This is a genomic window from Bradyrhizobium sp. BRP20 (assembly GCF_020194215.1).
GTDB classification, from domain to species: domain Bacteria; phylum Pseudomonadota; class Alphaproteobacteria; order Rhizobiales; family Xanthobacteraceae; genus Bradyrhizobium; species Bradyrhizobium yuanmingense.
In genome coordinates, this window is sequence record NZ_JADYVY010000023.1 from 1 (window position 1) to 22,741 (window position 22,741).

21 protein-coding genes are annotated in these 22,741 nt (G+C 65.5%); 10 read left to right on the forward strand and 11 right to left on the reverse strand.

What is annotated here, in order from left to right; translation table 11 throughout:
- The first annotated feature begins 412 nt into the window (after positions 1-412).
- Both dapF and mtaB read left to right on the forward strand, forming a co-directional pair.
- Positions 413-1,288 (forward strand): diaminopimelate epimerase, encoded by an 876-nt coding sequence (dapF, locus tag I6F33_RS33520; RefSeq protein WP_225130734.1) that lies wholly within the window; start codon positions 413-415, stop codon positions 1,286-1,288.
- Positions 1,288-2,541 (forward strand): tRNA (N(6)-L-threonylcarbamoyladenosine(37)-C(2))-methylthiotransferase MtaB, encoded by a 1,254-nt coding sequence (gene mtaB / locus I6F33_RS33525; protein ID WP_225145378.1) that lies wholly within the window; start codon positions 1,288-1,290, stop codon positions 2,539-2,541. Before dapF ends, mtaB begins: the two co-directional genes overlap by 1 nt.
- 167 nt (positions 2,542-2,708) lie before the next feature.
- On the opposite strand, the gene I6F33_RS33530 is transcribed toward mtaB, so the two are convergent.
- Positions 2,709-3,818, reverse strand: coding sequence for a DUF2336 domain-containing protein (locus tag I6F33_RS33530; RefSeq protein WP_225145379.1), 1,110 nt, complete (start codon positions 3,816-3,818; stop codon positions 2,709-2,711).
- 254 nt (positions 3,819-4,072) lie between these two features.
- On the reverse strand, positions 4,073-4,774 hold the full coding sequence (locus I6F33_RS33535) for an RluA family pseudouridine synthase (RefSeq protein ID WP_192893016.1): 702 nt from the start codon (positions 4,772-4,774) through the stop codon (positions 4,073-4,075).
- A 57-nt stretch (positions 4,775-4,831) separates the two neighbouring features.
- Here I6F33_RS33535 and ftsY point away from each other — a divergent pair, with 57 nt between their 5' ends.
- The gene (gene ftsY / locus I6F33_RS33540; protein ID WP_036008849.1) at positions 4,832-5,776 is read left to right on the forward strand and encodes a signal recognition particle-docking protein FtsY; all 945 of its coding nucleotides are present in this window, start codon (positions 4,832-4,834) and stop codon (positions 5,774-5,776) included.
- Between the two features lie 122 nt (positions 5,777-5,898).
- Positions 5,899-6,501, forward strand: coding sequence for a septation protein A (locus I6F33_RS33545; RefSeq protein ID WP_036008846.1), 603 nt, complete (start codon positions 5,899-5,901; stop codon positions 6,499-6,501).
- A 107-nt stretch (positions 6,502-6,608) separates the two neighbouring features.
- Here I6F33_RS33545 and I6F33_RS33550 read toward each other — a convergent pair whose 3' ends face one another.
- The 5 genes from I6F33_RS33550 to ccmA all read right to left on the reverse strand — a co-directional run bounded on the left by I6F33_RS33550 (position 6,609) and on the right by ccmA (position 9,662).
- The gene (locus tag I6F33_RS33550; protein ID WP_109141830.1) at positions 6,609-7,202 is read right to left on the reverse strand and encodes a DsbE family thiol:disulfide interchange protein; all 594 of its coding nucleotides are present in this window, start codon (positions 7,200-7,202) and stop codon (positions 6,609-6,611) included.
- Positions 7,199-7,384, reverse strand: coding sequence for a heme exporter protein CcmD (gene ccmD, locus I6F33_RS33555; protein ID WP_225145380.1), 186 nt, complete (start codon positions 7,382-7,384; stop codon positions 7,199-7,201). The genes I6F33_RS33550 and ccmD overlap by 4 nt, the downstream gene beginning before the upstream one ends.
- Positions 7,381-8,172 (reverse strand): heme ABC transporter permease, encoded by a 792-nt coding sequence (locus I6F33_RS33560; RefSeq protein ID WP_225145381.1) that lies wholly within the window; start codon positions 8,170-8,172, stop codon positions 7,381-7,383. Before I6F33_RS33560 ends, ccmD begins: the two co-directional genes overlap by 4 nt.
- A 91-nt stretch (positions 8,173-8,263) precedes the next feature.
- Positions 8,264-8,932 carry a heme exporter protein CcmB gene (gene ccmB / locus I6F33_RS33565; RefSeq protein ID WP_225130742.1) on the reverse strand — a complete coding sequence of 223 codons (669 nt, stop codon included), beginning with the start codon at positions 8,930-8,932 and terminating at the stop codon, positions 8,264-8,266.
- Positions 8,933-9,059: 127 nt separating this feature from the next.
- Positions 9,060-9,662 carry a heme ABC exporter ATP-binding protein CcmA gene (gene ccmA, locus I6F33_RS33570; protein ID WP_225145417.1) on the reverse strand — a complete coding sequence of 201 codons (603 nt, stop codon included), beginning with the start codon at positions 9,660-9,662 and terminating at the stop codon, positions 9,060-9,062.
- Positions 9,663-9,903: 241 nt separating this feature from the next.
- Here ccmA and acnA point away from each other — a divergent pair, with 241 nt between their 5' ends.
- From acnA to I6F33_RS33585, 3 genes are all read left to right on the forward strand, one after another.
- Positions 9,904-12,624: an aconitate hydratase AcnA gene (gene acnA / locus I6F33_RS33575; protein WP_036040732.1), complete on the forward strand. Its 2,721-nt coding sequence runs from the start codon at positions 9,904-9,906 to the stop codon at positions 12,622-12,624.
- Positions 12,625-12,855: 231 nt separating this feature from the next.
- A complete protein-coding gene (locus I6F33_RS33580) occupies positions 12,856-13,632 on the forward strand; it encodes a thioredoxin family protein (protein WP_225145382.1) in 777 nt (258 codons plus the stop codon).
- 529 nt (positions 13,633-14,161) lie between these two features.
- A complete protein-coding gene (locus I6F33_RS33585) occupies positions 14,162-14,533 on the forward strand; it encodes a DUF2794 domain-containing protein (protein WP_036008814.1) in 372 nt (123 codons plus the stop codon).
- Between the two features lie 130 nt (positions 14,534-14,663).
- On the opposite strand, the gene I6F33_RS33590 is transcribed toward I6F33_RS33585, so the two are convergent.
- The 4 genes from I6F33_RS33590 to I6F33_RS33605 all read right to left on the reverse strand — a co-directional run bounded on the left by I6F33_RS33590 (position 14,664) and on the right by I6F33_RS33605 (position 19,801).
- Complete coding sequence (locus I6F33_RS33590) at positions 14,664-15,194, reverse strand: GNAT family N-acetyltransferase (protein WP_036008811.1); 531 nt, start codon at positions 15,192-15,194, stop codon at positions 14,664-14,666.
- Positions 15,195-15,444: 250 nt separating this feature from the next.
- On the reverse strand, positions 15,445-16,236 hold the full coding sequence (locus I6F33_RS33595; RefSeq protein ID WP_036008808.1) for a Bax inhibitor-1/YccA family protein: 792 nt from the start codon (positions 16,234-16,236) through the stop codon (positions 15,445-15,447).
- Positions 16,237-16,517: 281 nt separating this feature from the next.
- Positions 16,518-19,085: an ABC transporter permease gene (locus tag I6F33_RS33600; RefSeq protein ID WP_225130744.1), complete on the reverse strand. Its 2,568-nt coding sequence runs from the start codon at positions 19,083-19,085 to the stop codon at positions 16,518-16,520.
- Positions 19,082-19,801, reverse strand: a complete 720-nt coding sequence (locus tag I6F33_RS33605) for an ABC transporter ATP-binding protein (RefSeq protein ID WP_057026565.1) — start codon at positions 19,799-19,801, stop codon at positions 19,082-19,084. The genes I6F33_RS33600 and I6F33_RS33605 overlap by 4 nt, the downstream gene beginning before the upstream one ends.
- A gap of 55 nt (positions 19,802-19,856) precedes the next feature.
- On the opposite strand from I6F33_RS33605, the gene I6F33_RS33610 reads away from it, so the two are divergent.
- From I6F33_RS33610 to zapE, 3 genes are all read left to right on the forward strand, one after another.
- Positions 19,857-20,492, forward strand: a complete 636-nt coding sequence (locus I6F33_RS33610) for an arylesterase (RefSeq protein ID WP_036008792.1) — start codon at positions 19,857-19,859, stop codon at positions 20,490-20,492.
- A 176-nt stretch (positions 20,493-20,668) separates the two neighbouring features.
- On the forward strand, positions 20,669-21,205 hold the full coding sequence (gene thpR, locus I6F33_RS33615; protein ID WP_027572985.1) for an RNA 2',3'-cyclic phosphodiesterase: 537 nt from the start codon (positions 20,669-20,671) through the stop codon (positions 21,203-21,205).
- A gap of 239 nt (positions 21,206-21,444) precedes the next feature.
- Entirely contained in the window at positions 21,445-22,632 is a 1,188-nt protein-coding gene (gene zapE / locus I6F33_RS33620; RefSeq protein ID WP_225145383.1) for a cell division protein ZapE, read from the forward strand.
- Positions 22,633-22,741 lie beyond the last annotated feature (109 nt).

Below are 22,741 nucleotides of genomic sequence, written 5' to 3' on the forward strand. Positions count from 1 at the left end.
GGCGAGGCACTTGCAGCCGGGGCGGGCGAAGCCGTCGGGGCCGGCGAGGGACTTGCCGATGCGGCCGGCGCCGGGCTCGCGGTCTGCGCCAGAGCGCCTGACAGCCCATGCGACAAGGCCGCAGCCGGGATCAGCGCGGCCAAAGCGAGGCGACGAAAAGTGTTCATTTTATTCTCCCCGAGGCCCGCTTCGTCGGGGCCTCAATTCATCAAGGCCTTACCCACCAAGGCCTTAACCCGTCCGCGCGTCCCGGTTCGCGCGAACCGCGCCGTTCTAACACGCGAGCGCCGAATTCGTCCCATGACAGATGCGTCATGGCAGGCAACTTGCCCGATGTCCCGACCCGGGTGGCAAATCACTGGCCAAGCAGCCGAGGATCGCCATATAAGGCAGGCGAAATTCGGGAATTTTCATGAGCGCGCTGGCCAACCACGCATTTGCCAAGATGAACGGCATCGGCAACGAGATCGTCGTTGTCGACTTGCGCGATTCGGCGGCCAAGGTCACGCCGGACGATGCCCGCGCCGTCGCGTCCGCGAACGGCGGCGTGGCTTACGACCAGCTCATGGTGCTGCAGAGGCCGCGGCTCGACGGCACCGAGGCCTTCATCAGCATCTACAACAATGACGGCTCGGAGGCCGGTGCCTGCGGCAACGGCATGCGCTGCGTCGTGCGCCGCATCTTCGAGAAGACCGGGCAGACCAGTGCGACCTTCGAGACGGCCGCCGGCCTGCTCAATGCCTGGCAGGGTCCGGCGCCCGACCTCTACACAGTGGATATGGGCGCGCCGAAATTCGGCTGGCAGGACATTCCGCTGGCGGAAGAGTTTCGCGACACCCGCTACATCGAATTGCAGATCGGGCCGATCGACAATCCCATTCTGCATTCGCCCTCAGTGGTGAGCATGGGCAATCCGCACGCGGTGTTCTGGGTCGACGACGTCAACGCCTACGATCTCGGCCGCTTCGGTCCGCTCTTGGAAAACCATCCGATCTTCCCCGAGCGCGCCAACATCACGCTGGCCCATATCGTCGATCGCGAGCACATCACGATCCGCACCTGGGAGCGCGGTGCCGGCCTGACCAAGGCGTGCGGGTCGGCGGCCTGCGCCACGGGGGTCGCCGCCGCGCGGCTGAAGCGCGCCGAGCGCAAGGTCGAGATCACATTGCCCGGCGGCAAGCTCGGCATCGAATGGCGCGAGCGCGACGACCACGTGCTGATGACGGGCACCGCGACCTTCGAATATGAGGGCAGCTTCGATCCGGCGCTGTTCGCGCCGGTCGCCTGATGGCCGTCGACATCGTCACCTTCGGCTGCCGCCTCAACGCCTTCGAGGCCGAGGTGATCCGCAGCAAGGCGGAAGTCGCAGGGCTTTCCGACACCATCGTCATCAACAGCTGCGCCGTCACCAACGAGGCGGTGGCGCAGGCGCGCCAGTCGATCCGCAAGTTGAAGCGCGAGCGCCCCGAGGCGCGCATCGTCGTCACCGGCTGCGCGGCGCAGACGCAGGCTGCGATGTTTGCGGGCATGGCCGAGGTCGATCGCGTCGTCGGCAATGACGACAAGATGCGCGGCGAAGCGTGGCGGGAGACGCGCCACGCTTTCGATCTTGGCGCCAGCGAGAAGATCGCCGTCAGCGACATCATGGCGGTGAAGGAGATGGCGCCGCACCTCGTCGATGGCTATGCGAGCGGCCTGCCGCGCGTCTTCGTGCAGGTGCAGAACGGCTGCGATCATCGCTGCACCTTCTGCATCATCCCGTTCGGCCGCGGCAATTCGCGCTCGGTGCCGATGGGCGCGGTGGTCGATCAGGTGCGCACCCTGGTCGAGCGCGGCCATGCCGAGATCGTGCTGACCGGCGTCGATCTCACGAGCTACGGCGCAGACCTGCCCGGCGCGCCCAAGCTCGGCCTGCTGACCAAGCAGATCCTGCGCCATGTGCCCGAGCTCAAGCGCCTGCGTATCTCCTCGATCGATTCGATCGAGGCGGATGACGACCTGCTCGATGCCATCGCGGAGGATGCGCGCCTGATGCCGCACCTGCACCTGTCGCTGCAGTCGGGCGACGACATGATCCTGAAGCGCATGAAGCGGCGGCATTCGCGGCAGGATGCGATTGGCTTCTGCGAGCAGGTACGCCGCCTACGCCCCGATGTCGTCTTCGGCGCCGACATCATCGCGGGCTTCCCGACCGAGGCCGAGTACATGTTCTCGCGCTCGCTCGACCTCGTCGAGCAATGCGGACTGACCTTCCTGCACGTCTTCCCTTATTCGCCGCGGCCCGGCACGCCCGCCGCGCGGATGCCGCAGGTGGCGGGGCCGGTCATTAAAGAGCGTGCGAAGCGGCTGCGCGCGGTAGGAGAGGCGGCGCTGCAGCAACGGCTGCAAGCCGAGATCGGCGCGATGCGCGATGTGCTGATCGAGAGCGAGGGGCAGGGCCGCACGGAGCACTATCTGCCGGTGGTGATTGCGGGCGAGCGGGTGGGAAGCATCGTGCGGCTGAAGATTGCTGGCATTGATGGCGAGCGGCTCACGACGTAAGCAGCTGCTCTCTTCCTTCTCCCCTTGTGGGAGAAGGTGGCGCGAAGCGCCGGATGAGGGGTTGTATCCGCGCAATCGCATTGAGAGGTCATGCGCGGAGAGAGACCCCTCACCCGTCTCGCCGCTCTCGCGGCGAGCCACCCTCTCCCGCAAGGGGAGAGGGAAAGCTACGACGCCCTGACCTGCCAGAATCGCAGCGTGCGCTTGGCGTTCTCCGCCGTCATTCTCGCAAAATGCCCCTGTGTCCTCGCGATGTCCGCGGGCGTCATCGCGCCTGTCGCGAAACGGCATTCGAGCACGGCCATGGTGGTCTCCCAGCTGAGCTGTGCGGCCTTGCACGGCACCAGCAGGCCGTCCTCGCGGAGACTCTGCATCAGCGGTCGGATCACCTCGACCGTCGATCCCGACAACGCCGCCAGCGCCGCCACCGTCTCCTCATAGCGCCGCTGTCTGGCGAAGCCGAGCAACGTCGCCTCGTCGAGCTGGCCGGTGGCCTTGAGGCCGGCGATGGCGCGCTTGGCACCTTCGAAATCGCGCACCGCCGACATTTCGCGTTCGGCGCCGATGGCGACGGCGGCGATCGCGCTCTGGATCTCCTCGAACAGATGCGGCGGGGCGCGCGACAACAGGCGGGTGCGCACGGCGTCCGTCGCCGAGCGCAGCAATTGGCGGCGCAGCTCCAAGGGCAAGTCGACGCGGACGCCGACACTGACTGCGAGCTCCGGATCGCTTTCGGCCTGGCCGACGATGATGGCGAACCCTTTTCCGGAGACGCGCGCGCCGGGATTGGCCGCAAGCCGCCGGCTGACGCTGGGGTAGCGGCGCGCCAGCAGCGCGTCGGTGACGATCTCCTTCAGCCACCAGCGGCCGGCGACCGCGAGCAGATGCGGCTCGCCCTTAGCTGATGCGATCTTCACCAGCTCGCCGTCGTCGAGGCGCGCGGATTCCTGCAGCACGGGGCCGGCGATGCGGATCTCGTCATTGTTGGCGAGGCGGCGGATCACCGACGGCGGCGCCTGCGCGACCGGCGCCAGCTGCGCGCTGATCTCGGCCAGCGCCACGCGCGCTGCCACATCGGCGATGGCGCGCAGCTCGATGGTGCCGATCAGGCGCTCGAGCACGTCGTCGAACAGAGCGATCTGCTCGTCGTCGAAATTGCCGGCGGAGGAGAGGAACAGCTCGGTGACGCGCCGGGCCGTCGCCAGGCCCTTTTCCGGCGAGCCGATCCGCAGTGCGGATTCGACCTCGTCGATGATCGATAGCCCGGAATTGGTCATCGCGCGCGGCTCGTCCTGAGCGGTTACGGAAGCTTGTTCTAAGCAACCGTTATCATTAGAGGCGAGCGCTGAAGGTTTCGTAAACCATGGCACGGTAGCCGAGCACAGCCGTTTCTCGACCGACCACCGCTCCTCATCCCGAGGAGCCCGCGAAGCGGGCGTCTCGAAGGATGGATACGACCGCGATGCGCCTGCGGGGCCTCTATGGTTCGAGATGGCGCTGACGCGCCTCCTCACCATGAGGGTCTAAGAGGCTACTCCCCCTTCCACCCGCAGGCCCGGAGCTTCTCGTGCATATGCGGCGGGGCCGGCGCCACCACGCGGACCGGCTCCTTGTTCCGGGAGATCGGCACCACGATCTCGCGCGAATGCAGGTGCAGGCGCGGCTCGCCGAAGCGCGGACCGTTGCCGTAAATGTTATCGCCGAAGATCGGCCAGCCGCTCGCGGCCGCATGCACCCGCAATTGATGGGTCCGGCCGGTCACCGGTTCCATGGCAAGCCAGGTGAAACCGTCGCCCCGGCCCATCACCTTCCAGTTCGTGATCGCCTTCTGCCCTTCCGGATCCGGCTTCTGCCACCAGCCGCGTTCGGCATTGAGCCGGCCGAGCGGCATGTCGATGGTGCCTTCGTCCTCGGCAGGGCCGCCTTCGACCACGGTCCAGTAGGTTTTGCCGATCTTGCCGTGCTTGAACAAAAGGCCCAGCGATGCCGTCGCCTTGCGGTGGCGGCCGAGCACGAGGCAGCCCGAGGTGTCCTTGTCCAGCCGGTGGGCCAGCACCGGCGGTCGCGGCAGGCCGAAACGCAGCGCGTCGAAGGAATCCTCCAGATTGGGGCCACCCTTGGGGCCGCGATGCACCGGCAGGCCGGCCGGCTTGTCGATGACCAGCATCAGGCCGTCGCGATGGAGCACGCGGCCTAAGATCTCATCGGCGGTCAATTGGGGAACATCGAGCAATCGCAGGACTTTCGGTCAAGGCTTTCGTTTACGGGCCGGAACGGCTAACACGCCACCATGAACGATACCACCTCCGAGACCCCCAAGCTGAGCTGGTGGCGCCGCCTGTCCAACGGGCTGAAGCGCACCTCGTCCTCGCTCGGGACCGCGGTCGCCGACCTCGTCACCAAGCGCAAGCTCGACCGCGCCATGCTTGACGACATCGAGGACGTGCTGCTGCGCGCCGACCTCGGCACGTCAGTCGCGGTGCGCATTGCCGATGCCGTCGGCACCGGCCGCTACGACAAGGCGATCTCGGCGGACGAGGTCAAGGACGTCGTCGCCACCGAGGTCGAGAAGGTGCTGTCGCCGGTGGCAAAGCCGCTGGTGATCGATGCGGCAAAAAAGCCGTTCGTCATTCTCGTGGTCGGCGTCAACGGTTCCGGCAAGACCACCACGATCGGCAAGCTGTCGCAGAAATTCGCCTCCGAAGGCCGCAAGGTGATGCTGGCCGCCGGCGACACGTTTCGCGCCGCCGCCATCGAGCAGCTCAAGGTCTGGGGCGAGCGGACGAAGACGCCCGTCATCGCGGGCGCGCAGGGCTCGGATTCCGCAAGCCTCGCCTTCAACGCGCTCACCGCGGCGAAGGAGCAGAATGTCGACGTGCTGCTGATCGACACCGCGGGCCGCTTGCAGAACAAGGCCGAGCTGATGAACGAGCTCGAGAAGGTCGTGCGCGTGATCCGCAAGGTGGATGACACTGCGCCGCATGCCGTGCTGCTGGTGCTGGATGCGACCGTCGGCCAGAATGCGCTGTCGCAGGTCGAGGCCTTCCATCGCACCGCCGGGGTCACCGGCCTCGTGATGACCAAGCTCGACGGCACCGCGCGCGGCGGCATCCTGGTGGCGCTCGCGGAGAAGTTCAAGCTGCCGGTGCACTTCATCGGCGTCGGCGAAGGCGTCGACGATCTCGCGCCCTTCACCGCGCGCGACTTCGCCCGCGCCATCGCCGGAATCGAATAGCGTCATCCTTCGGGACGCCGCTTGCGCGGCTCCTCAGGATGAGGTCGTGCCACACATTAGGTCCTCATCCTGAGGAGACCGCGAAGCGGTCGTCTCGAAGGATGGGAGATACGGAAGAGAGAATGGACAAGACCCAGCCGCATCCGCTGTTCAAGCTCGCGACCGAGCTCGGTCCGCTGCTCGTGTTCTTCTTCGTCAACGCGAAGTTCAATCTGTTCGCGGCGACCGGCGCCTTCATGGTGGCCATCGCGGTCGCGATGGCCGCCTCTTACATCGTGACGCGCCACATCCCGATCATGGCGATCGTCACGGGGGTGATCGTGCTGGTGTTCGGCACGCTGACCCTGGTGCTGCACGACGAGACCTTCATCAAGGTCAAGCCGACCATCATCTACGGCCTGTTCGCCGCGATCCTCGGCGGCGGCCTGTTGTTCGGCCGCTCCTTCATCGCCGTGATGTTCGACCAGGTGTTCAACCTGACGCCGCAGGGCTGGCGCATCCTCACCTTGCGCTGGGCGCTGTTCTTCGCCGGAATGGCGGTGCTGAACGAGATCGTCTGGCGCACCCAGAGCACGGATTTCTGGGTGAACTTCAAGGTGTTCGGCGTCACTCCGATCACGATGATCTTCGCCATCGCCCAGATGCCGCTGACCAAGCGCTATCATCTCGCGCCGGTCTCGCTGGAGAGAAGCGAGGCCGAGGCGGGGGATGTGAGCAAGGGGTGATGGTCTCTACGCTCGTCATTGCGAGCGAAGCGAAGCAATCCGGAATGCCTCTGCGGAGGGACTCTGGATTGCTTCGTCGCAAGAGCTCCTCGCAATGACGGTCATGGCTAAGACCCTGCCTTCAGCGCCTTCTCCAGCTCCGGCATCAGCACGGCCTTGAGATTTTGCGGCGTGATCGGCCCGACCAGCTTGTAGACGATGGTGCCCTCGCGCCCGACGACGAAGGTCTCCGGCACGCCATAGACGCCCCATTCGATCGAGGCGCGGCCGTTGGCGTCCACGCCGACATGGCCGAACGGGTTGCCGTAGCGGCCGAGGAAGCGCCGCGCATTGTCGGCGGCGTCCTTGTAGTTGATGCCGACCAGCTGGAAGCGCTTGTCTTTTGCCATTTCGGTCAAAAGCGGCGCTTCGTCATGGCACGGCACGCACCAGGACGCCCAGACGTTGACGAGACTGACCTTGCCCTTGAACGCTGCCGGATCGAGTCCCGGCACCTGCGTGCCATTCTCTTGCAATCCCTGGAGCGGCGGCAGCACGGTCTGCGGTGCGGGCCGGCCGATCAGCGCCGAGGGAATCCGCGAGGGATCGCCACTGCCGAGCCGGAACCAGAACAAAAGCGCGAGGCCGATGAAGACGATCAGCGGCAGCATCACCAGGAAGGCGCGGCGCTGCGGCGGAGCGGAGGCAGGTTGATCGCTCATCGCGGCTCCGTCGCGCTGCGGCCCGACCGGCGGGTGATGCCGCGCTGCTCCAGCTCGCGCAGGCGCTGCGTCTGGCTGCGATAATCGAGCATGACCCAGCCGATCAGGATCGCGATCACGAGGGCGACAGCTGCGTAAGACGCCACGATGAAAGAGGCATAAGGACCGAGCGACATCGTCATGCAGCCCCAGCTTCTTTGGACGCGTTGTCTTCACGCGAACCGGCGGCCATGTCGCTCGAAAACGCGATCCGGCTGGCCTGCATCATCTGCAGCGAGCGGACACGGCGGCGCAAAATCTCGTTGCGCATCGCGGCCAGGTGCAGCGTGACGAACAGCAGCGTGAAGGCGACCGCCATCACCAGCAGCGGAATCAGGAACGACTTGTCCAGCGCCGAGCCGCCCATGCGTATCACCGAGGCGGGCTGGTGCAGCGTGTTCCACCAATCGACCGAGAACTTGATGATCGGCAGGTTGATCGCGCCGACCAGGGTCAGCACCGCGGCAGCGCGCGCCGCACGCGAGGGATCGTCGACGGCACGCCACAGCGCCATCAGGCCGAGATACATCAGGAACAGGATCAGCACCGAGGTCAGCCGCGCGTCCCACTCCCAATAGGTGCCCCACATCGGCCGGCCCCAGAGCGAGCCCGTGAGCAGCGCGAGGAAGGTGAAGGCGGCGCCGATCGGAGCTGCGGCCTTGGCGGCGACGTCGGCGAGCGGATGCCGCCACACCAGCGTGCCCAACGATGCGATGCTCATCACGCCCCACACGAACATCGACAGCCAGGCATTGGGCACGTGGATGAACATGATCTTGACGGTCGCGCCCTGCTGATAGTCATCGGGCGCGAGCGCAGCTTGATAGAGACCGATCGTGAGCAGGATGATTGTCGCGGCCGCCAGCCACGGCAACACCCGCGCTGTCAGCGCGAGGAACCGCGTGGGGTTGGCGAGGTCGATCAGCGTCATGGTATCCTGATAATCACCGGGGGCCGCTCAGGCAATCAGCACGAAAGCCCGTCGCGAAAGTTGATCGGGGTCAAGGTCGGCCCGGTCCATTTCAATCGAGACCATGCCGCAGGCTCGCTGCGGCCGCGAACGGGCCGATCACGAGGCTGACCAGCGACAGCGCGCACAGGATCGAGAACGGCGCGCCGAAAGTCATCGGGCCGACGATCACCGCCTGCGAGGCCGCAACGCCGAAAATCAGCACGGGAATCGACAGCGGCAGCACCAGCACCGCCATCAACAGCCCGCCGCGATGCAGCGTCACCGCCAGCGCCGCGCCGATCATGCCGGTGAAGGTCAGCGCCGGAGTGCCCGCCAGCAGCGTCAGCGCCACCGCGGCCGTGGCGATCATGTCGAGGTTGAGCAACAGGCCGAGCACGGGGGTTGCGACAATCAGCGGCAGGCCGGCGGCGAGCCAATGCGCCAGCGCCTTGGCGGCGCAGGCGAGTTCCAGCGGCGTCCGGCTCATCGTGATCAGGTCGAGCGAGCCGTCCTCATGGTCGGCCATGAACAGCCGGTCGAGGGTCAGCAGGCTCGCGAGCAGGGCGCCGAGCCAGAGGATCGCAGGTCCCAGCCGCGACAGCAGCGCCAGATCCGGCCCGACCGCGAACGGCATCAGCACCACCACGGTCAGGAAGAACAAGACCCCGATCAGCGCTCCGCCGCCGACGCGAAGCGCAATCCTGATGTCCCGGCGGATGAGGGCGGTGAGGGCGGTCATGAGAGGCTTCCAGCTTCTGGGAACGCATCCGACAGCCACAGGCACACTGCGCTCCCTTCCCCCTTGTGGGGGGAGGGAATGAAGAGAGCCGAGCCCGGCCGCTTGGAAAACTGAGGGTGCCTGAACTTCACGCCCCACCCCCGATCCGCAGCTCCCGCGATTCGATCCCGAGCGGGGCATGCGTCGCCGCGACGATCATGCCGCCGCCGGCCAGATGCTCGCGCATCAGGCCGGCGAACATGTCCTGACCGGCGACATCAAGCGCATTGGTCGGCTCGTCCAGGAGCCAGACCGGGCGGCGGACCGTCAGCAGCCGCGCCAGCGAGAGCCGGCGGCGCTGTCCCGCGGACAGGAATCCGGCGGGCAGATGGATGGCGTGGTCGAGCCCCACCTTGGCAAGGCTCTCGACGGCATCGAAAAGCTCGCCGCCGAGAAAATCAGCCCAAAACGTCAGGTTTTCGGCCACGCTCAGCGCCGGCTTCAGGGCATCGCGATGGCCGAGATAGTGGCACTGCTCCGCCAAAGTCAGCTCACTATGGCCCCCCTCCAGCGCGATCGTCCCGCCGGCCGGAACGAGCAGGCCCGCGATCAGCCGCAGCAGCGAGGTCTTGCCCGATCCATTGCGGCCGACCACAGCCACGGCCTCGCCCGACCCGGCCGCGAAATCGAGCCCGGCGAACACCTCGCGCCCGCCCCGCACGCATCTCAGCCCGTGACCTGACAGCCGCATGTCGCCTTGGTTCAGTCCGCTCACAGCCGGGCCTCAGGAAATCTTGGGGTAGCGCATGGGAATTTTTGGCTCGCGAATTGCTGCGGCACGATAGTGGCTGTGGCGGCGCGGTTAGAAAGCTTCTATAAGCCCGGAACTACTTGATGCAGCAACTCAACCTGCCCCTGCAAGCGGCCCAGCCTGATACGCTGACGGTGTTAAAATACCCTGCCGGGTATAACTAGCAATTGGGATCTCCTACATGACCTCGCTCGACAGCTTCAAATGCAAAAAGACTCTCAAGGTCGGCGCCAAGACCTATGTCTATTACAGCCTGCCCACCGCCGAGAAGAATGGTCTGAAGGGAATTTCGAAACTTCCCTACTCGATGAAGGTCCTGCTCGAGAATTTGCTGCGCAACGAGGATGGCCGCTCGGTCAAGAAGGAAGACATCGTCGCGGTGTCGAAATGGCTGCGCAAGAAGTCGCTGGAGCATGAGATCGCCTTCCGGCCGGCGCGGGTGCTGATGCAGGACTTCACCGGCGTGCCCGCGGTGGTCGACCTCGCCGCGATGCGCAACGCGATGCAGAAGCTCGGTGGCGAGCCTGAGAAGATCAACCCCTTGGTGCCCGTCGATCTCGTCATCGACCATTCCGTGATCGTGAACTTCTTCGGCGACAACAAGGCTTTCGGCAAGAACGTCACCGAGGAATACAAGCAGAACCAGGAGCGCTACGAGTTCCTGAAGTGGGGCCAGAAGGCCTTCTCGAACTTCTCCGTCGTGCCGCCCGGCACCGGCATCTGCCACCAGGTCAATCTCGAATATCTGGCCCAGACGGTCTGGACCAAGAAGGAGAAGATGACCGTCGGTAAGAAGACCGGCACCTTCGAGGTGGCCTATCCCGATTCGCTGGTCGGCACCGATTCGCACACCACCATGGTCAACGGCCTTGCCGTGCTCGGCTGGGGCGTCGGCGGCATCGAGGCGGAAGCCTGCATGCTCGGCCAGCCGCTGTCGATGCTGCTGCCCAACGTCGTCGGCTTCAAGCTGAAGGGCGCGCTGAAGGAAGGCGTCACCGCGACCGACCTCGTGCTCACCGTGACGCAGATGCTGCGCAAGCTCGGCGTGGTCGGCAAGTTCGTCGAGTTCTTCGGCCCCGGCCTTGACCATCTCTCGGTCGCCGACAAGGCGACGATCGCCAACATGGCGCCCGAATACGGCGCGACCTGCGGCTTCTTCCCGGTCGATGCCGCCGCGCTCGATTATCTCAAGACCTCCGGCCGTGCCTCGGCCCGCGTCGCGCTGGTGCAGGCCTATGCCAAGGCGCAGGGCCTGTTCCGCACGGCCAAGTCGCCCGACCCCGTGTTCACGGAAACGCTGACCCTCGACCTCGGCGACGTCGTGCCGTCGATGGCCGGCCCGAAGCGTCCCGAAGGCCGCATCGCGCTGCCGACCGTCGCGGACGGCTTCTCGCTCGCGCTTGCCAGCGAGTACAAGAAGGCCGAGGAGCCGGCCAAGCGTTTCCCCGTCGACGGCAAGAACTTCGACATCGGCCATGGCGACGTCGTGATCGCTGCGATCACCTCCTGCACCAACACCTCGAACCCGAGCGTGCTCATCGGTGCCGGCCTGCTCGCGCGCAATGCGGCTGCGAAGGGCCTCAAGGCCAAGCCGTGGGTGAAGACCTCGCTCGCGCCGGGCAGCCAGGTGGTCGCGGAATATCTCGCCAATTCCGGTCTGCAGCCCGATCTCGACAAAGTCGGATTCAACCTGGTCGGCTTCGGCTGCACCACCTGCATCGGCAATTCCGGTCCGCTGCCTGAGGAGATCTCGAAGTCGATCAACGACAACGGCGTCGTCGCGGCCGCCGTGCTCTCCGGCAACCGCAACTTCGAAGGCCGCGTTTCGCCGGATGTGCAGGCGAACTACCTGGCCTCGCCGCCGCTGGTGGTCGCCTACGCGCTCGCGGGCAGCGTCACCAAGAACCTCGCCACCGAGCCGCTCGGCGAGGGCAAGGACGGCAAGCCGGTGTACCTGAAGGACATCTGGCCGACGACCAAGGAGATCAACGCCTTCATGAAGAAGTTCGTGACCGCGTCGATCTTCAAGAAGAAGTATGCCGACGTGTTCAAGGGCGACACCAACTGGCGCAAGATCAAGACGGTCGAGAGTGAGACCTATCGCTGGAACATGTCTTCGACCTATGTGCAGAACCCGCCCTACTTCGAAGGCATGAAGAAGGAGCCGGAGCCGGTCACCGACATCGTCGAGGCGCGCATTCTCGCCATGTTCGGCGACAAGATCACCACCGACCACATCTCGCCGGCCGGCTCGATCAAGCTCACCTCGCCCGCCGGCAAATATCTCAGCGAGCACCAGGTGCGTCCGGCCGACTTCAACCAGTACGGCACGCGTCGCGGCAACCATGAAGTGATGATGCGCGGCACCTTCGCCAACATCCGCATCAAGAACTTCATGCTGAAGGGCGCGGACGGAAACATCCCCGAGGGCGGCCTGACCAAGCACTGGCCCGACGGCGAGCAGATGTCGATCTACGACGCCGCGATGAAGTACCAGGAAGAGAAGGTGCCGCTGGTGGTGTTCGCGGGTGCCGAGTACGGCAATGGCTCCTCGCGCGACTGGGCCGCCAAGGGCACGCGCCTGCTCGGCGTGCGCGCCGTGATCTGCCAGAGCTTCGAGCGCATCCACCGCTCCAATCTGGTCGGCATGGGCGTGCTGCCGCTGACCTTCGAGGAAGGCACCTCCTGGCAGTCGCTTGGGCTGAAGGGTGACGAGAAGGTGACCATCCGCGGCCTCGTCGGCGACCTCAAGCCGCGCCAGAAGCTGACCGCGGAGATCGTCTCCGGCGACGGTTCGCTGCAGCGCGTTTCGCTGCTCTGCCGCATCGATACGCTGGACGAGCTCGACTACTACCGCAACGGCGGCATCCTGCACTACGTGCTGCGCAAGCTCGCGGCGTAAACGCGGATTTGTGAATGATGGCTCACTGCGAAGTGAGTAGAAGCCTTAACGAAGGCGGCCTATCAAAGGCCGCCTTCGCGCGTTTGCGGTACGCTTCAGATGGGCCCGCCCGGCGGAAAACCTCCCTTTGGACGGTGGCCCGGATGGATGAATGTACCGCGCCCCGTAAGACTACGGTGACCATCCGGCGATAAGATTTCCCCCTGAGAGCAACGGTGTGCGGCGTTCGACATGACGACAATGACGGCTTCCCATCTGATTCCACGTTGGTCCGGCGCCCTCTGGTCGGGAGCTCTCGGCATATGTGCGATCATCGCCGTCATTCGTCCTGCCGAAGCTGAACCCCGCGCCGTCGTCGAATTGTTCACCTCGCAGGGCTGCTCCTCCTGCCCGCCCGCCGACCAGATCATCGGCGATCTCTCCAAGGACCCCTCGGTCATCGCGCTGAGCATGCCGATCGATTATTGGGACTATCTCGGCTGGAAGGACACGCTGGCGGATTCGCGCTTCTCTGCACGGCAGCGTGCCTATTCGCGCATGCGCGGCGACCGCGAGGTCTACACGCCGCAGGTCGTGGTCAACGGCTCCACCCATGTCATCGGCAGCGATCGCGCCGGCATCGAGAACGCGATCGGCAAGACCGACAAGGGCACCGGCGTGATGAGCGTGCCGGTCACGGTGTCGCTCTCGGGCAAGCAGATCAACGTGTCGGTCGCCGCAAGCAAGGAGCCCACGGTCTCTAAGGGCGAGGTCTGGATCTGCTCGATCGCGAAGTCGGTGCCGATCGCGATCACCCGCGGCGAGAACAAGGGACAGCAGGTCACCTATCACAATGTGGTACGTAGCCTGCTCAAGGTCGGCGACTGGACCGGCCGTCCGGAGAGCTGGACGGTGCCGATCGAGAACCTCACGCGCGACGGCGTCGACGGCGCGGTGGTCTACATCCAGGACGGCAGCCGCGAGAGGCCGGGCCCGATGCTGGGTGCGGCCTACACGTCGCTGCATTGAAGCAGGCAGAACGTCTCAGCAATTGATGCTCGTCATTCCGGGGCGCGCCTCTTGGCGCGAACCCGGAATCCATTTCTCAGCTTGTGTGATGGTAAATGGATTCCGGGCTCGCGCTTCGCGCGCCCCGGAATGACGGCAGACCGGAAACATCTCGGCACAAACAAAAAAGGACCAACTTGCGTTGGCCCTCCTTGTCGTGCGTACAGACCCGATCCTGTTCGACCCCGGGGGGCTGGGGGCTGAGGAATCCGGAACCGAAAGGACCGGGTCAACGCACGTCACCCTTTTCGCAGTGCAGGGCGGCAGGCGGTTGGCGGAAAAGCGGCGATACTATGATTCCTGCTAACGATCCCGTGACGGTTTGCCGCGACGGAGTTCCACCCTTGCGTGTGTCCTGATGCGACGCCGATTCGATGGGTCGAGCCCCTTGCGATGCGGAACGGTTGGCGCAATCATGCAATTGTCACGAACGCGGTTCCGGGACGATCTTGGCGGACGCGGGTAGCCGTGCGATGAGGAGGCGCTTCCCATGAGTCTGACGTCGGAGGATGCCGATCCGAGCGAGCAGCGCGCGGCGGCGCGTCCTGCCGCGGCGCATGCGCAGCCGAACCGGGTGACGTTCAACCGGCTCGAGCTGCACCGGATTCTCAATCTCTACGGCCGCATGGTCGCCGACGGCGAATGGCGCGACTATGCCATCGACTTCCTGAAGGACCGCGCCGTGTTCTCGGTCTATCGCCGCGCCTCGGAAGTGCCGATCTATCGCATCGAGAAGGACCCGCGCCTGGCGCGCAAGCAGGGCATGTACAGCGTGATCTCGGCGACCGGCCTGATCCTGCGCCGCGGCCACGAGCTCGAGCGGGTGCTGCTGGTGATCGATCGCAAACTGGCGGTGGTGTAGACGAACCATCGATCGTCATTCCGGGGCGCGACGAAGTCGCTAGCCCGGAATCCATCCCTCCCTCCACCGCCCCTGCCGTTCAATGGATTCCGGGTTCGATGCTGTGCATCGCCCCGGAATGACGGATGAACTACTTCCCCGGCACCGTGCTTGCGCCCTCGCCGAGGTCGCGCTGCATCATCACGGTGTCCAGCCAGCGGCCGAATTTCAGCCCGACACTGGGATGCGTGCCGATCATCTTGAAGCCGCACCTTGTGTGCACGCCGATCGACCCGGCATTGGCGGAATCGCCGATGACAGCGATCATCTGGCGAAAGCCGCGCGCTTCGCATTCGACGATCAGCCGTTCCAGCAGCATTGAGCCGACGCCGCGGCGGTGGAAGGACGGATCGAGATAGATCGAGTTCTCCACCGTGAAGCGATAGGCGGGCCGCGGCCGGTAGGCGCCGGCATAGGCATAGCCGGCCACGCGGCCGTCCAGCATGGCGACGAAATAGGGATAGCCGCCGTCGATCAGCGCGCGATAGCGGCGCGTCATTTCCGAGAGGTCGGGCGGTTCCAGCTCGAACGTCGCCGTGCCCTCGCGGACGGCCTGCTGGTAGATGGCGGTGACGGCGGGGAGGTCGGCCTCGGTGGTGGGCCTGATATCGGGTGCGGACATGGGGGGAGGATAGAGCGTTCCCTGAGGGGCCGGAAGAGGCTGCGCTGCCTCCACACCCGTCATTGCGAGCGCAGCGAAGCAATCCAGAAATGCATCTGCGGAGGGGCTCTGGATTGCGTCGTCGCATCGGCGCAAAATTGCTGCGCAATTTTGTCGCGAGCTCCTCGCAATGACGGGGAGAGGCCGTACCCTCAAAACAAAAACCCCGGCCTTTCGGCCGGGGTTCGTGTCCGTTCTCTCGTCTCAGAGCTTACTCGCGCTGGCCGAGGAGCTGCAGCAGCAGCGTGAACAGGTTGATGAAGTTCAGGTACAGCGACAGTGCGCCGGTGATGGCCGAACGCTCTGCGACGTCACCGCCGGCCGAGGCATAGCCGTAGATGTAGTCGTTCTTCAGCCGCTGGGTATCCCAGGCGGTCAGGCCCGAGAACACCAGCACGCCGACCACCGACACGATGAACTGCAGCATCGAGCTGGCCAGGAACAGGTTCACCAGGCTGGCGAGAACGATGCCGATCAGGCCCATGAACAGGAACGAGCCCATGCCGGTCAGGTCACGCTTGGTGGTGTAGCCGTAGAGGCTCAGCGCACCGAAGGTCGCCGCGGTGATGAAGAACACCCGCACGATCGAGGTGTGCGTGAACACCAGGAAGATCGACGACAGCGAGATGCCCATCAGCGCCGCGAATACCCAGAACAGGATCTGGGCGGTCGAGGGTGCCAGACGGTTGATGCCCGCCGAGATCACGAACACCATCGCGAGCGGCGCCAGGATGAACAGCCACTTCAGGGGGCTGACGAACATGGCGTAGCCGAACGGTGTCAGGAACACCTTGCCGACGCGGACGGCGTCCGCCGTCGGAACGTCGGTCACGGCGGCCATGTAGACGCCGAGCGCGGCAAGGCCGGTGATGGCCAGGCCAATGCTCATGTAGTTGTAGATGCGCAGCATATAGGCGCGCAGGCCGGCATCGACCGTCGCGGCGTCAACACGCCCGGCGGCCCTGCCGAAAGGAGAAGCGTAGTTACGGTCTAGGTCCGACATGGTCGAATTCCCGTTGGTTGGTCCGGTCCGGCACGAGGGTCGCCATGCCGCCGGTTCGTCAAATTCTATCTCGGAGACCGCTGCCAGCCGATTTAATTTTGGCTCACAATCGGGACTCCGAACCCATCCGATATGTGGGAAACTAACACATTCGCCGCAACCTTCCACGCGCGGCTGAATGTCGCCCTCGGCGTCAATCCTGACGCGAAGTTGACGGGGTAGCGTGGTTAATCGCGGAAACCGGGCCGATTCCGGGCAGCTCGATCAGCCGCTACATTTTGTCACAAATTTCGCAACACCGTCGCGGGCTTTTTGTTCAATGCCAGCAGCGTGCCGGCAAGCCCGAGCCCGACGGTCACGACCAGCGCGGCGGCGACCACGCCGGCGGCGCTGCCGGCCTGCCAGACGAAGCTCAGCGTCATCAGCCGCGTCACGATCAGCCAGGCCGCGATGCTGCCCGCGATCACCCCGAACACCGCGGTGGCAAGGCCGATCAGCAGGTATTCGAGGGCATAGGCGCCGAGCAGCCGCAGCCGCGTCGCGCCGAGGGTCTTGAGGATTACCGCATCATAGACGCGGTGGCGGTGGCCGGCGGCGAGCGCCCCGCCCAGCACCAGGATCGCCGAGATCAGCGTCACGGCGCTGGCGCCGCGGATCGCCAGGGCCAGATTGGTCACCACAGAGCCGACCGTCTCCATCACCTCGCGCACGCGCACGCTCGTCACCATCGGATAGGCGTCGGCGACCTCCTTGATGATCCTGCCGTCGCCCGCCTTTCCGCCCGCTTCCGTCAGCGTCGCGATGTGGGTGTGCGGCGCGCCCTTGAAGGCGTTGGGCGAGAACACCAGGACGAAATTGATGCCGAGACCCTGCCAGTCGATCGTGCGCAGATTGCTGATCTTGGCCGGAATGTCGCGGCCGAGCACGTTGACCACGACCTCGTCGCCGAGCTTGAGGCCGAGCCCGTCGGCAATCTTCTTCTCCAACGAGACCAGCGGCGGGCCGGAATAATCGGCGCGCCACCATTCGCCCTCGACCACCTTGGAGCCCTTCGGCAGCTCGGCGGTGTAGGTCAGGCCGCGATCGCTCTGCAGCACCCATTCGGAATCCGTGGTCGGCTTGAGCTCCTCGGCGCGCACCCCGCGCGCGGCGACGATGCGTCCGCGCAGCATCGGCACGTCCTCGATCCTGGCGCCGGGGGCGATCTGGCGCAGATAGCCATCGAACTGCTCGGCCTGCGCGCTCGGAATGTCGATGAAGAAGAACGATGGCGCCTGGTCGGGGAGCGCCGCCAGGAACTGCCGGCGCAGATTGCCGTCGATCTGGGTGATGGTGACGAGCACGGCGAGCCCGAGCCCCAGCGACAGCACGACGGACGGCGTCAGCGCGCCCGGCCGGTGGATGTTGGCGATCGCAAGCCGCAGCATCGGCAGCCGCGTCCGTGGCAGCCGTCGTGCGATCGTCATCAGCAGGGCGGCGATGCCGCGCAGCAAGGCGAACACGACCACTGAGGAGGCCACGAACACCGCGGCGATGCGCCTGTCGAACGACAGGCCGATCACGACCGCGATGAGGAGTGCGATCACGACGGCCATGAACACGAGATAGCTCGCGCGTGGCCGGTGCCATTCGGAGCTGATGGTGTCGCGGAACAGCGCGGCCACCGGCACGTCGTGCACGCGCGCGAGCGGCCACAGGCCGAAGGCGAGCGCGGTGAGGAGGCCGTAGAGGAAGGACAGCGCGAGCTCGTCGGTGTGCACGGCCGGCACCACCGGCAGCGGCAACAGCTTGCCGAACAGGCCAACGATCGCAAAGGGCATCGCGGCGCCGAGCGCCAGGCCGATCACGGACCCGATCGCGGCCAGCAGGACCACTTGCGCCAGGTAGATGCCGAACACGTCCCGGCCGGTGGCCCCGACGGCCTTGAAGGCGGCGATCACCTCGAGCTTGCGGTCGATGTGACTCTTGACGGCATTGGCGACGCCGACGCCGCCGACTAGCAGCGCGGCAAGGCCGACCAGCGTCAGGAACTGCGTGAAGCGGTTGATGTTGCGCTCGAGCTGCGGCGAGGCGTTGGAGCGGCTGCGGATCTCCCAGCCGGCCTGCGGCGCGGCGCTGCGCGCATCCGCGATGAAGGCTTCGGTGGCGCGCTCGTTGTTAGCAGCCTCCGGCAGCTTGACCCGGTAGACCCAGCGCACCAGGCTGCCGGGCTGGATCAGGCCGGTGGCGCGCAAGGCCGCCTCGCTGATCAGAAAGCGCGGCCCGAAGCCGATGCCGCCGGCCAGCTTGTCGGGCTCGGCCTCGACGGTGGAGCGGATCTGGAACGTTGCGGACCCGATCGTGACGCGGTCGCCGGTCTTGAGCGAGAGCCGCGCCAGCAGCGTCGGATCGGCGGCGGCACCGAACGCGCCGTCGCGTTCCGCGAGCAGATCGGACATCTCCAGCTGCGGCGCAAGCTTCAACTTGCCGAGCATCGGATAGGTGTTATCGACCGCCTTCATCTCGACCAGCGCCAGCTTGCCGTCAGCCGAACGCGCCATGCCGCGCAAGGTCGCAGCCGCCGACAGCGTGCCGCGCGAACGCAGGAACGCGACCTCTTCCGGCTTGGCCTCGCGCTGGAACAGCACGAAAGAGACGTCGCCGCCAAGCAGCGTGCGGCCTTCGCGCGCGAGACCGTCGCTCAGGCTCGCGGACACCGAGCCGACGCCGGCAATCGCCATCACGCCGAGCGCGATGCAGGCGATGAAGACGTAGAAGCCGCGCAGGCCGCCGCGCAATTCACGCAAGGCGTAGCGCAGCGACAGCGCGACGGCGTTGGGCTTCGGGAACGATTCGGCCGCGGCGCTCATGCGGGCGCAGACTGCGTGTCGATGCGCCCGGAACGCAGGCGGATGACGCGATCGCAGCGATGCGCGAGCGAGGAATCGTGCGTCACCAGCACCAAGGTCATGCCGCGCTCGGCATGCTTGCTGAACAGCAGATCGACGATCTGCTTACCGGTTGCTTCGTCGAGATTGCCGGTCGGCTCGTCAGCGACCAGGATCGCGGGATCCGGCGCCAGCGCGCGGGCGAGCGCGACGCGCTGCTGCTCGCCGCCGGAGAGCTGGGTCGGATAATGATGCAGGCGGTCACCGAGCCCGACCGATTGCAGCTCCTCTGCCGCGCGCTTGGCGGCATCGGGATTGCCGGCAAGTTCGAGCGGCACAGCAACGTTCTCCAGCGCCGTCATGGTCGGGATCAGGTGAAAGGACTGGAAGACGATGCCGACCTGGCGGCCGCGGAAGCGCGCCAGCGCGTCCTCGTCGAGGGCATTGAAAGGCGTGCCATTCACCACCACCTCTCCGCTATCAGGACGTTCCAGCCCCGCCATAACCATCAGTAGCGTGGATTTGCCCGAGCCTGACGGGCCGATCAGTCCGATCGTCTCGCTCCGGCCGACCCGCAGGCTGATATCCTTGAGGATGTGAACGCGTGCCGCGCCCGTGCCCAATGAGAGGTTGACGTTGGAGATGGCGATGGTGTCCGCGGTAGCGGCGAGCGAAGAGGGGTCGATGCGAGTGTCCATGGTCCGGTCATATGGCAAGTCCGCACGCGGGGTCGAGAGGCGTTACGGATTGTTCATGCACATAGCCGTGTTGATGCTCGCCGTCATGACGATGGCGAACCCCGCTTGGGCGGGTGCGACAAAACCGGTCAAGCTGGTCGTCCTCGGCGATTCCCTGAGCGCGGGCCTTGGCCTTCCGGCCCAGGAGGCGTTCCCCCAAAAGCTTCAAAAAGCCTTGCGGGCCAAAGGCATAGAGGTCGACATGACCAATGCCGGGGTGTCCGGCGACACCACCTCGGGCGGCCGCGACCGGCTCGACTGGTCGGTGCCCGATGGAACTGACGGTGTCATCGTCGAGCTCGGCGCCAATGACGCGCTGCGCGGCATCGATCCCGACGTGGCGCGCGCCGCGCTGACCGACATCGTCCAGCGGCTCAAGGCGCGAAAGATTGCGGTCATGCTCTGCGGCATGCTGGCGCCGCCGAATTACGGCGCCGAATACGCCGCGCGCTTCAATTCGATTTATCCGGATCTGGCGAAGACATTCGACGTGCCGCTCTATCCGTTCTTCCTCGAAGGCGTCGCGGCCGAGGCCAAGCTCAACCAGGCCGACGGCATTCATCCGACCGCTGAAGGCGTCGACATCATCGTCGGCAGGATCATGCCCATGGTGGAGGCATTCATTGGCACGATCGCTGAGCAACGGCGTTGAAAACCAGGCAGCGCTAACCCTAATTCCCAGGGTTTTACCGGGGTGAGGCGCGGTGTGCTTCGCAGAGTCACACAACTGCGATAGGAATCAGGGTACCGGTGATTCGTCGCCGGCTCTAATTTGGATATGGTTCTCGCTGTTCGAGCACCGTACCCAAGCATCGGGAGTGCGAAACGATGCCGCGTTTGTTCACGGGTCTGGAAATTCCGGCCGAAATCGGCCAGTCGCTTTCCAACTTGAGAGGTGGCCTCCCCGGCGCCCGCTGGATCGATCCCGAAAATTATCACGTCACCCTGCGCTTCATCGGCGACATTGACGGGGCTTCCGCCAACGAGATCGCTTCGATGCTGTTTCGCGTCGACCGCAAGCCGTTCGAGGTGAAGGTGCAGGGGCTCACCAGCTTCGGCGGCCGCAAGCCCCGCGCGGTGGTCGCCACGATTGCGCCGAGCAAGCCGCTGATGGAATTGCAGGCCGAGCTCGAGCGCATGATGCAGCGGATCGGCCTCGACCCGGAGGGACGCAAGTTCATTCCGCACGTCACGCTTGCGAGGCTGCACGATGCCTCCGACCGCGACGTCGCCGATTATCTCTCGCTGCGCGGCTATTTCCCGAGCAAGGCGTTCATGGCCGAACGCTTCGTGCTGTTCTCCTCGCGCGCGTCCACCGGCGGCGGCCCGTATGTGGTCGAGGATGCCTACGAGCTGTGTGAGTAATTTCTTTCTTAACCTCTCCCCGCTTGCGGGGAGAGGTCGGATCGCTCTCGCGATCCGGGTGGGGGGGACAGGTCTTTCGATGGATCTCATACGCGGATAGAGCCCCTCACCCCGACCCTCCCAGCGCGAGCGAAGCTCGTCGCGCCCCCGTAAGAACGGGGCGAGGGAGAAGAAACGCGCATACCTCTGACCCCATTTCACGGCTTGCAATTTCCGTCCGTCTCTGGCGGTAAAGAGCCATGCTCTCCACCCCAAATCCCTCATTCCGCGAGGCCTATCAGGCCGAGATCGCGTCCGGCGCGATCGAGCCGGATCCCGCGCAGGCCGAGGTCGCCGAGGCCTATGCGGCGCTGGACCTGCGGCTTTCGACCTACAAGCCCACCCGCAAGCAGGGCCTGCTCAGCCGCCTGTTCAGCTCTGGTGACAAGGACGAGGCGCCGCGCGGGCTTTACATCCACGGCGAGGTCGGCCGCGGCAAGACCATGCTGATGGACCTGTTCTTCCAGCACTCATCGGCCGAGCATAAGCGCCGCGCGCATTTCCACGAGTTCATGGCGGACGTGCACGAGCGCATCTACGATTATCGCCAGAGCATCGCGCGCGGCGAGATCGCCGACAGCGACGTCATCGCTCTGACGGCCAATGCGATCTTCGAGGAGAGCTGGCTGCTCTGCTTCGACGAATTCCACGTCACCGACATCGCGGACGCGATGATCCTGGGCCGCCTGTTCGCCAAATTGTTCGAGCTCGGCACCGTCGTGGTCGCGACCTCCAACGTCGCGCCCGACGATCTCTACAAGGGTGGCCTGAACCGCTCGCTGTTCCTGCCCTTCATCAAGCAGATCACCGACCACATGGACGTCGCGCGGCTCGATGCGCGCACCGACTTCCGCCTGGAGAAGCTGCAGGGCGTGCCGATGTGGCTGACACCGGCCGATGGCGATGCGGACGCCGCGCTCGATCGGGCCTGGAAGCGGATGACGGGCGGCGCCAAATGCCGCTCGCGTGACATTTCGATCAAGGGCCGCATTCTGCACGTGCCGTGCTCGGCCCATGGCGTGGCGCGTTTCTCCTTCGCCGACCTCTGCGAGCAGCCGCTCGGTGCATCCGACTACCTCAGGCTGGCGCACGACTATCACACCCTCCTGGTCGACCATATTCCAGTGATGGACCTCTCCCAGCGCAACGCGGCCAAGCGCTTCATCACCCTGATCGATACGCTCTATGACAACGCCGTGAAGCTGATGGCCTCGGCCGACGCCAATCCGATCTCGCTCTACCTCGCGACCGATGGCACCGAGGCCATGGAGTTCAACCGGACCGCCTCGCGCCTGATCGAAATGAGCTCGGAATCCTATCTGGCGCTGCCTCACGGCCGCAAGGATTCCACCGCCAGCGGCTCGACCAAGGGCTTGGTCGACACTTAAGTCCTATCCCCGCCGTCATTCCGGGGCGTCGCAAAGCGACGAGCCCGGAATCCATACTCCGGATGGTGGTTATGGATTCCGGGCTCGCGCTTCGCGCGCCCCGGCATAA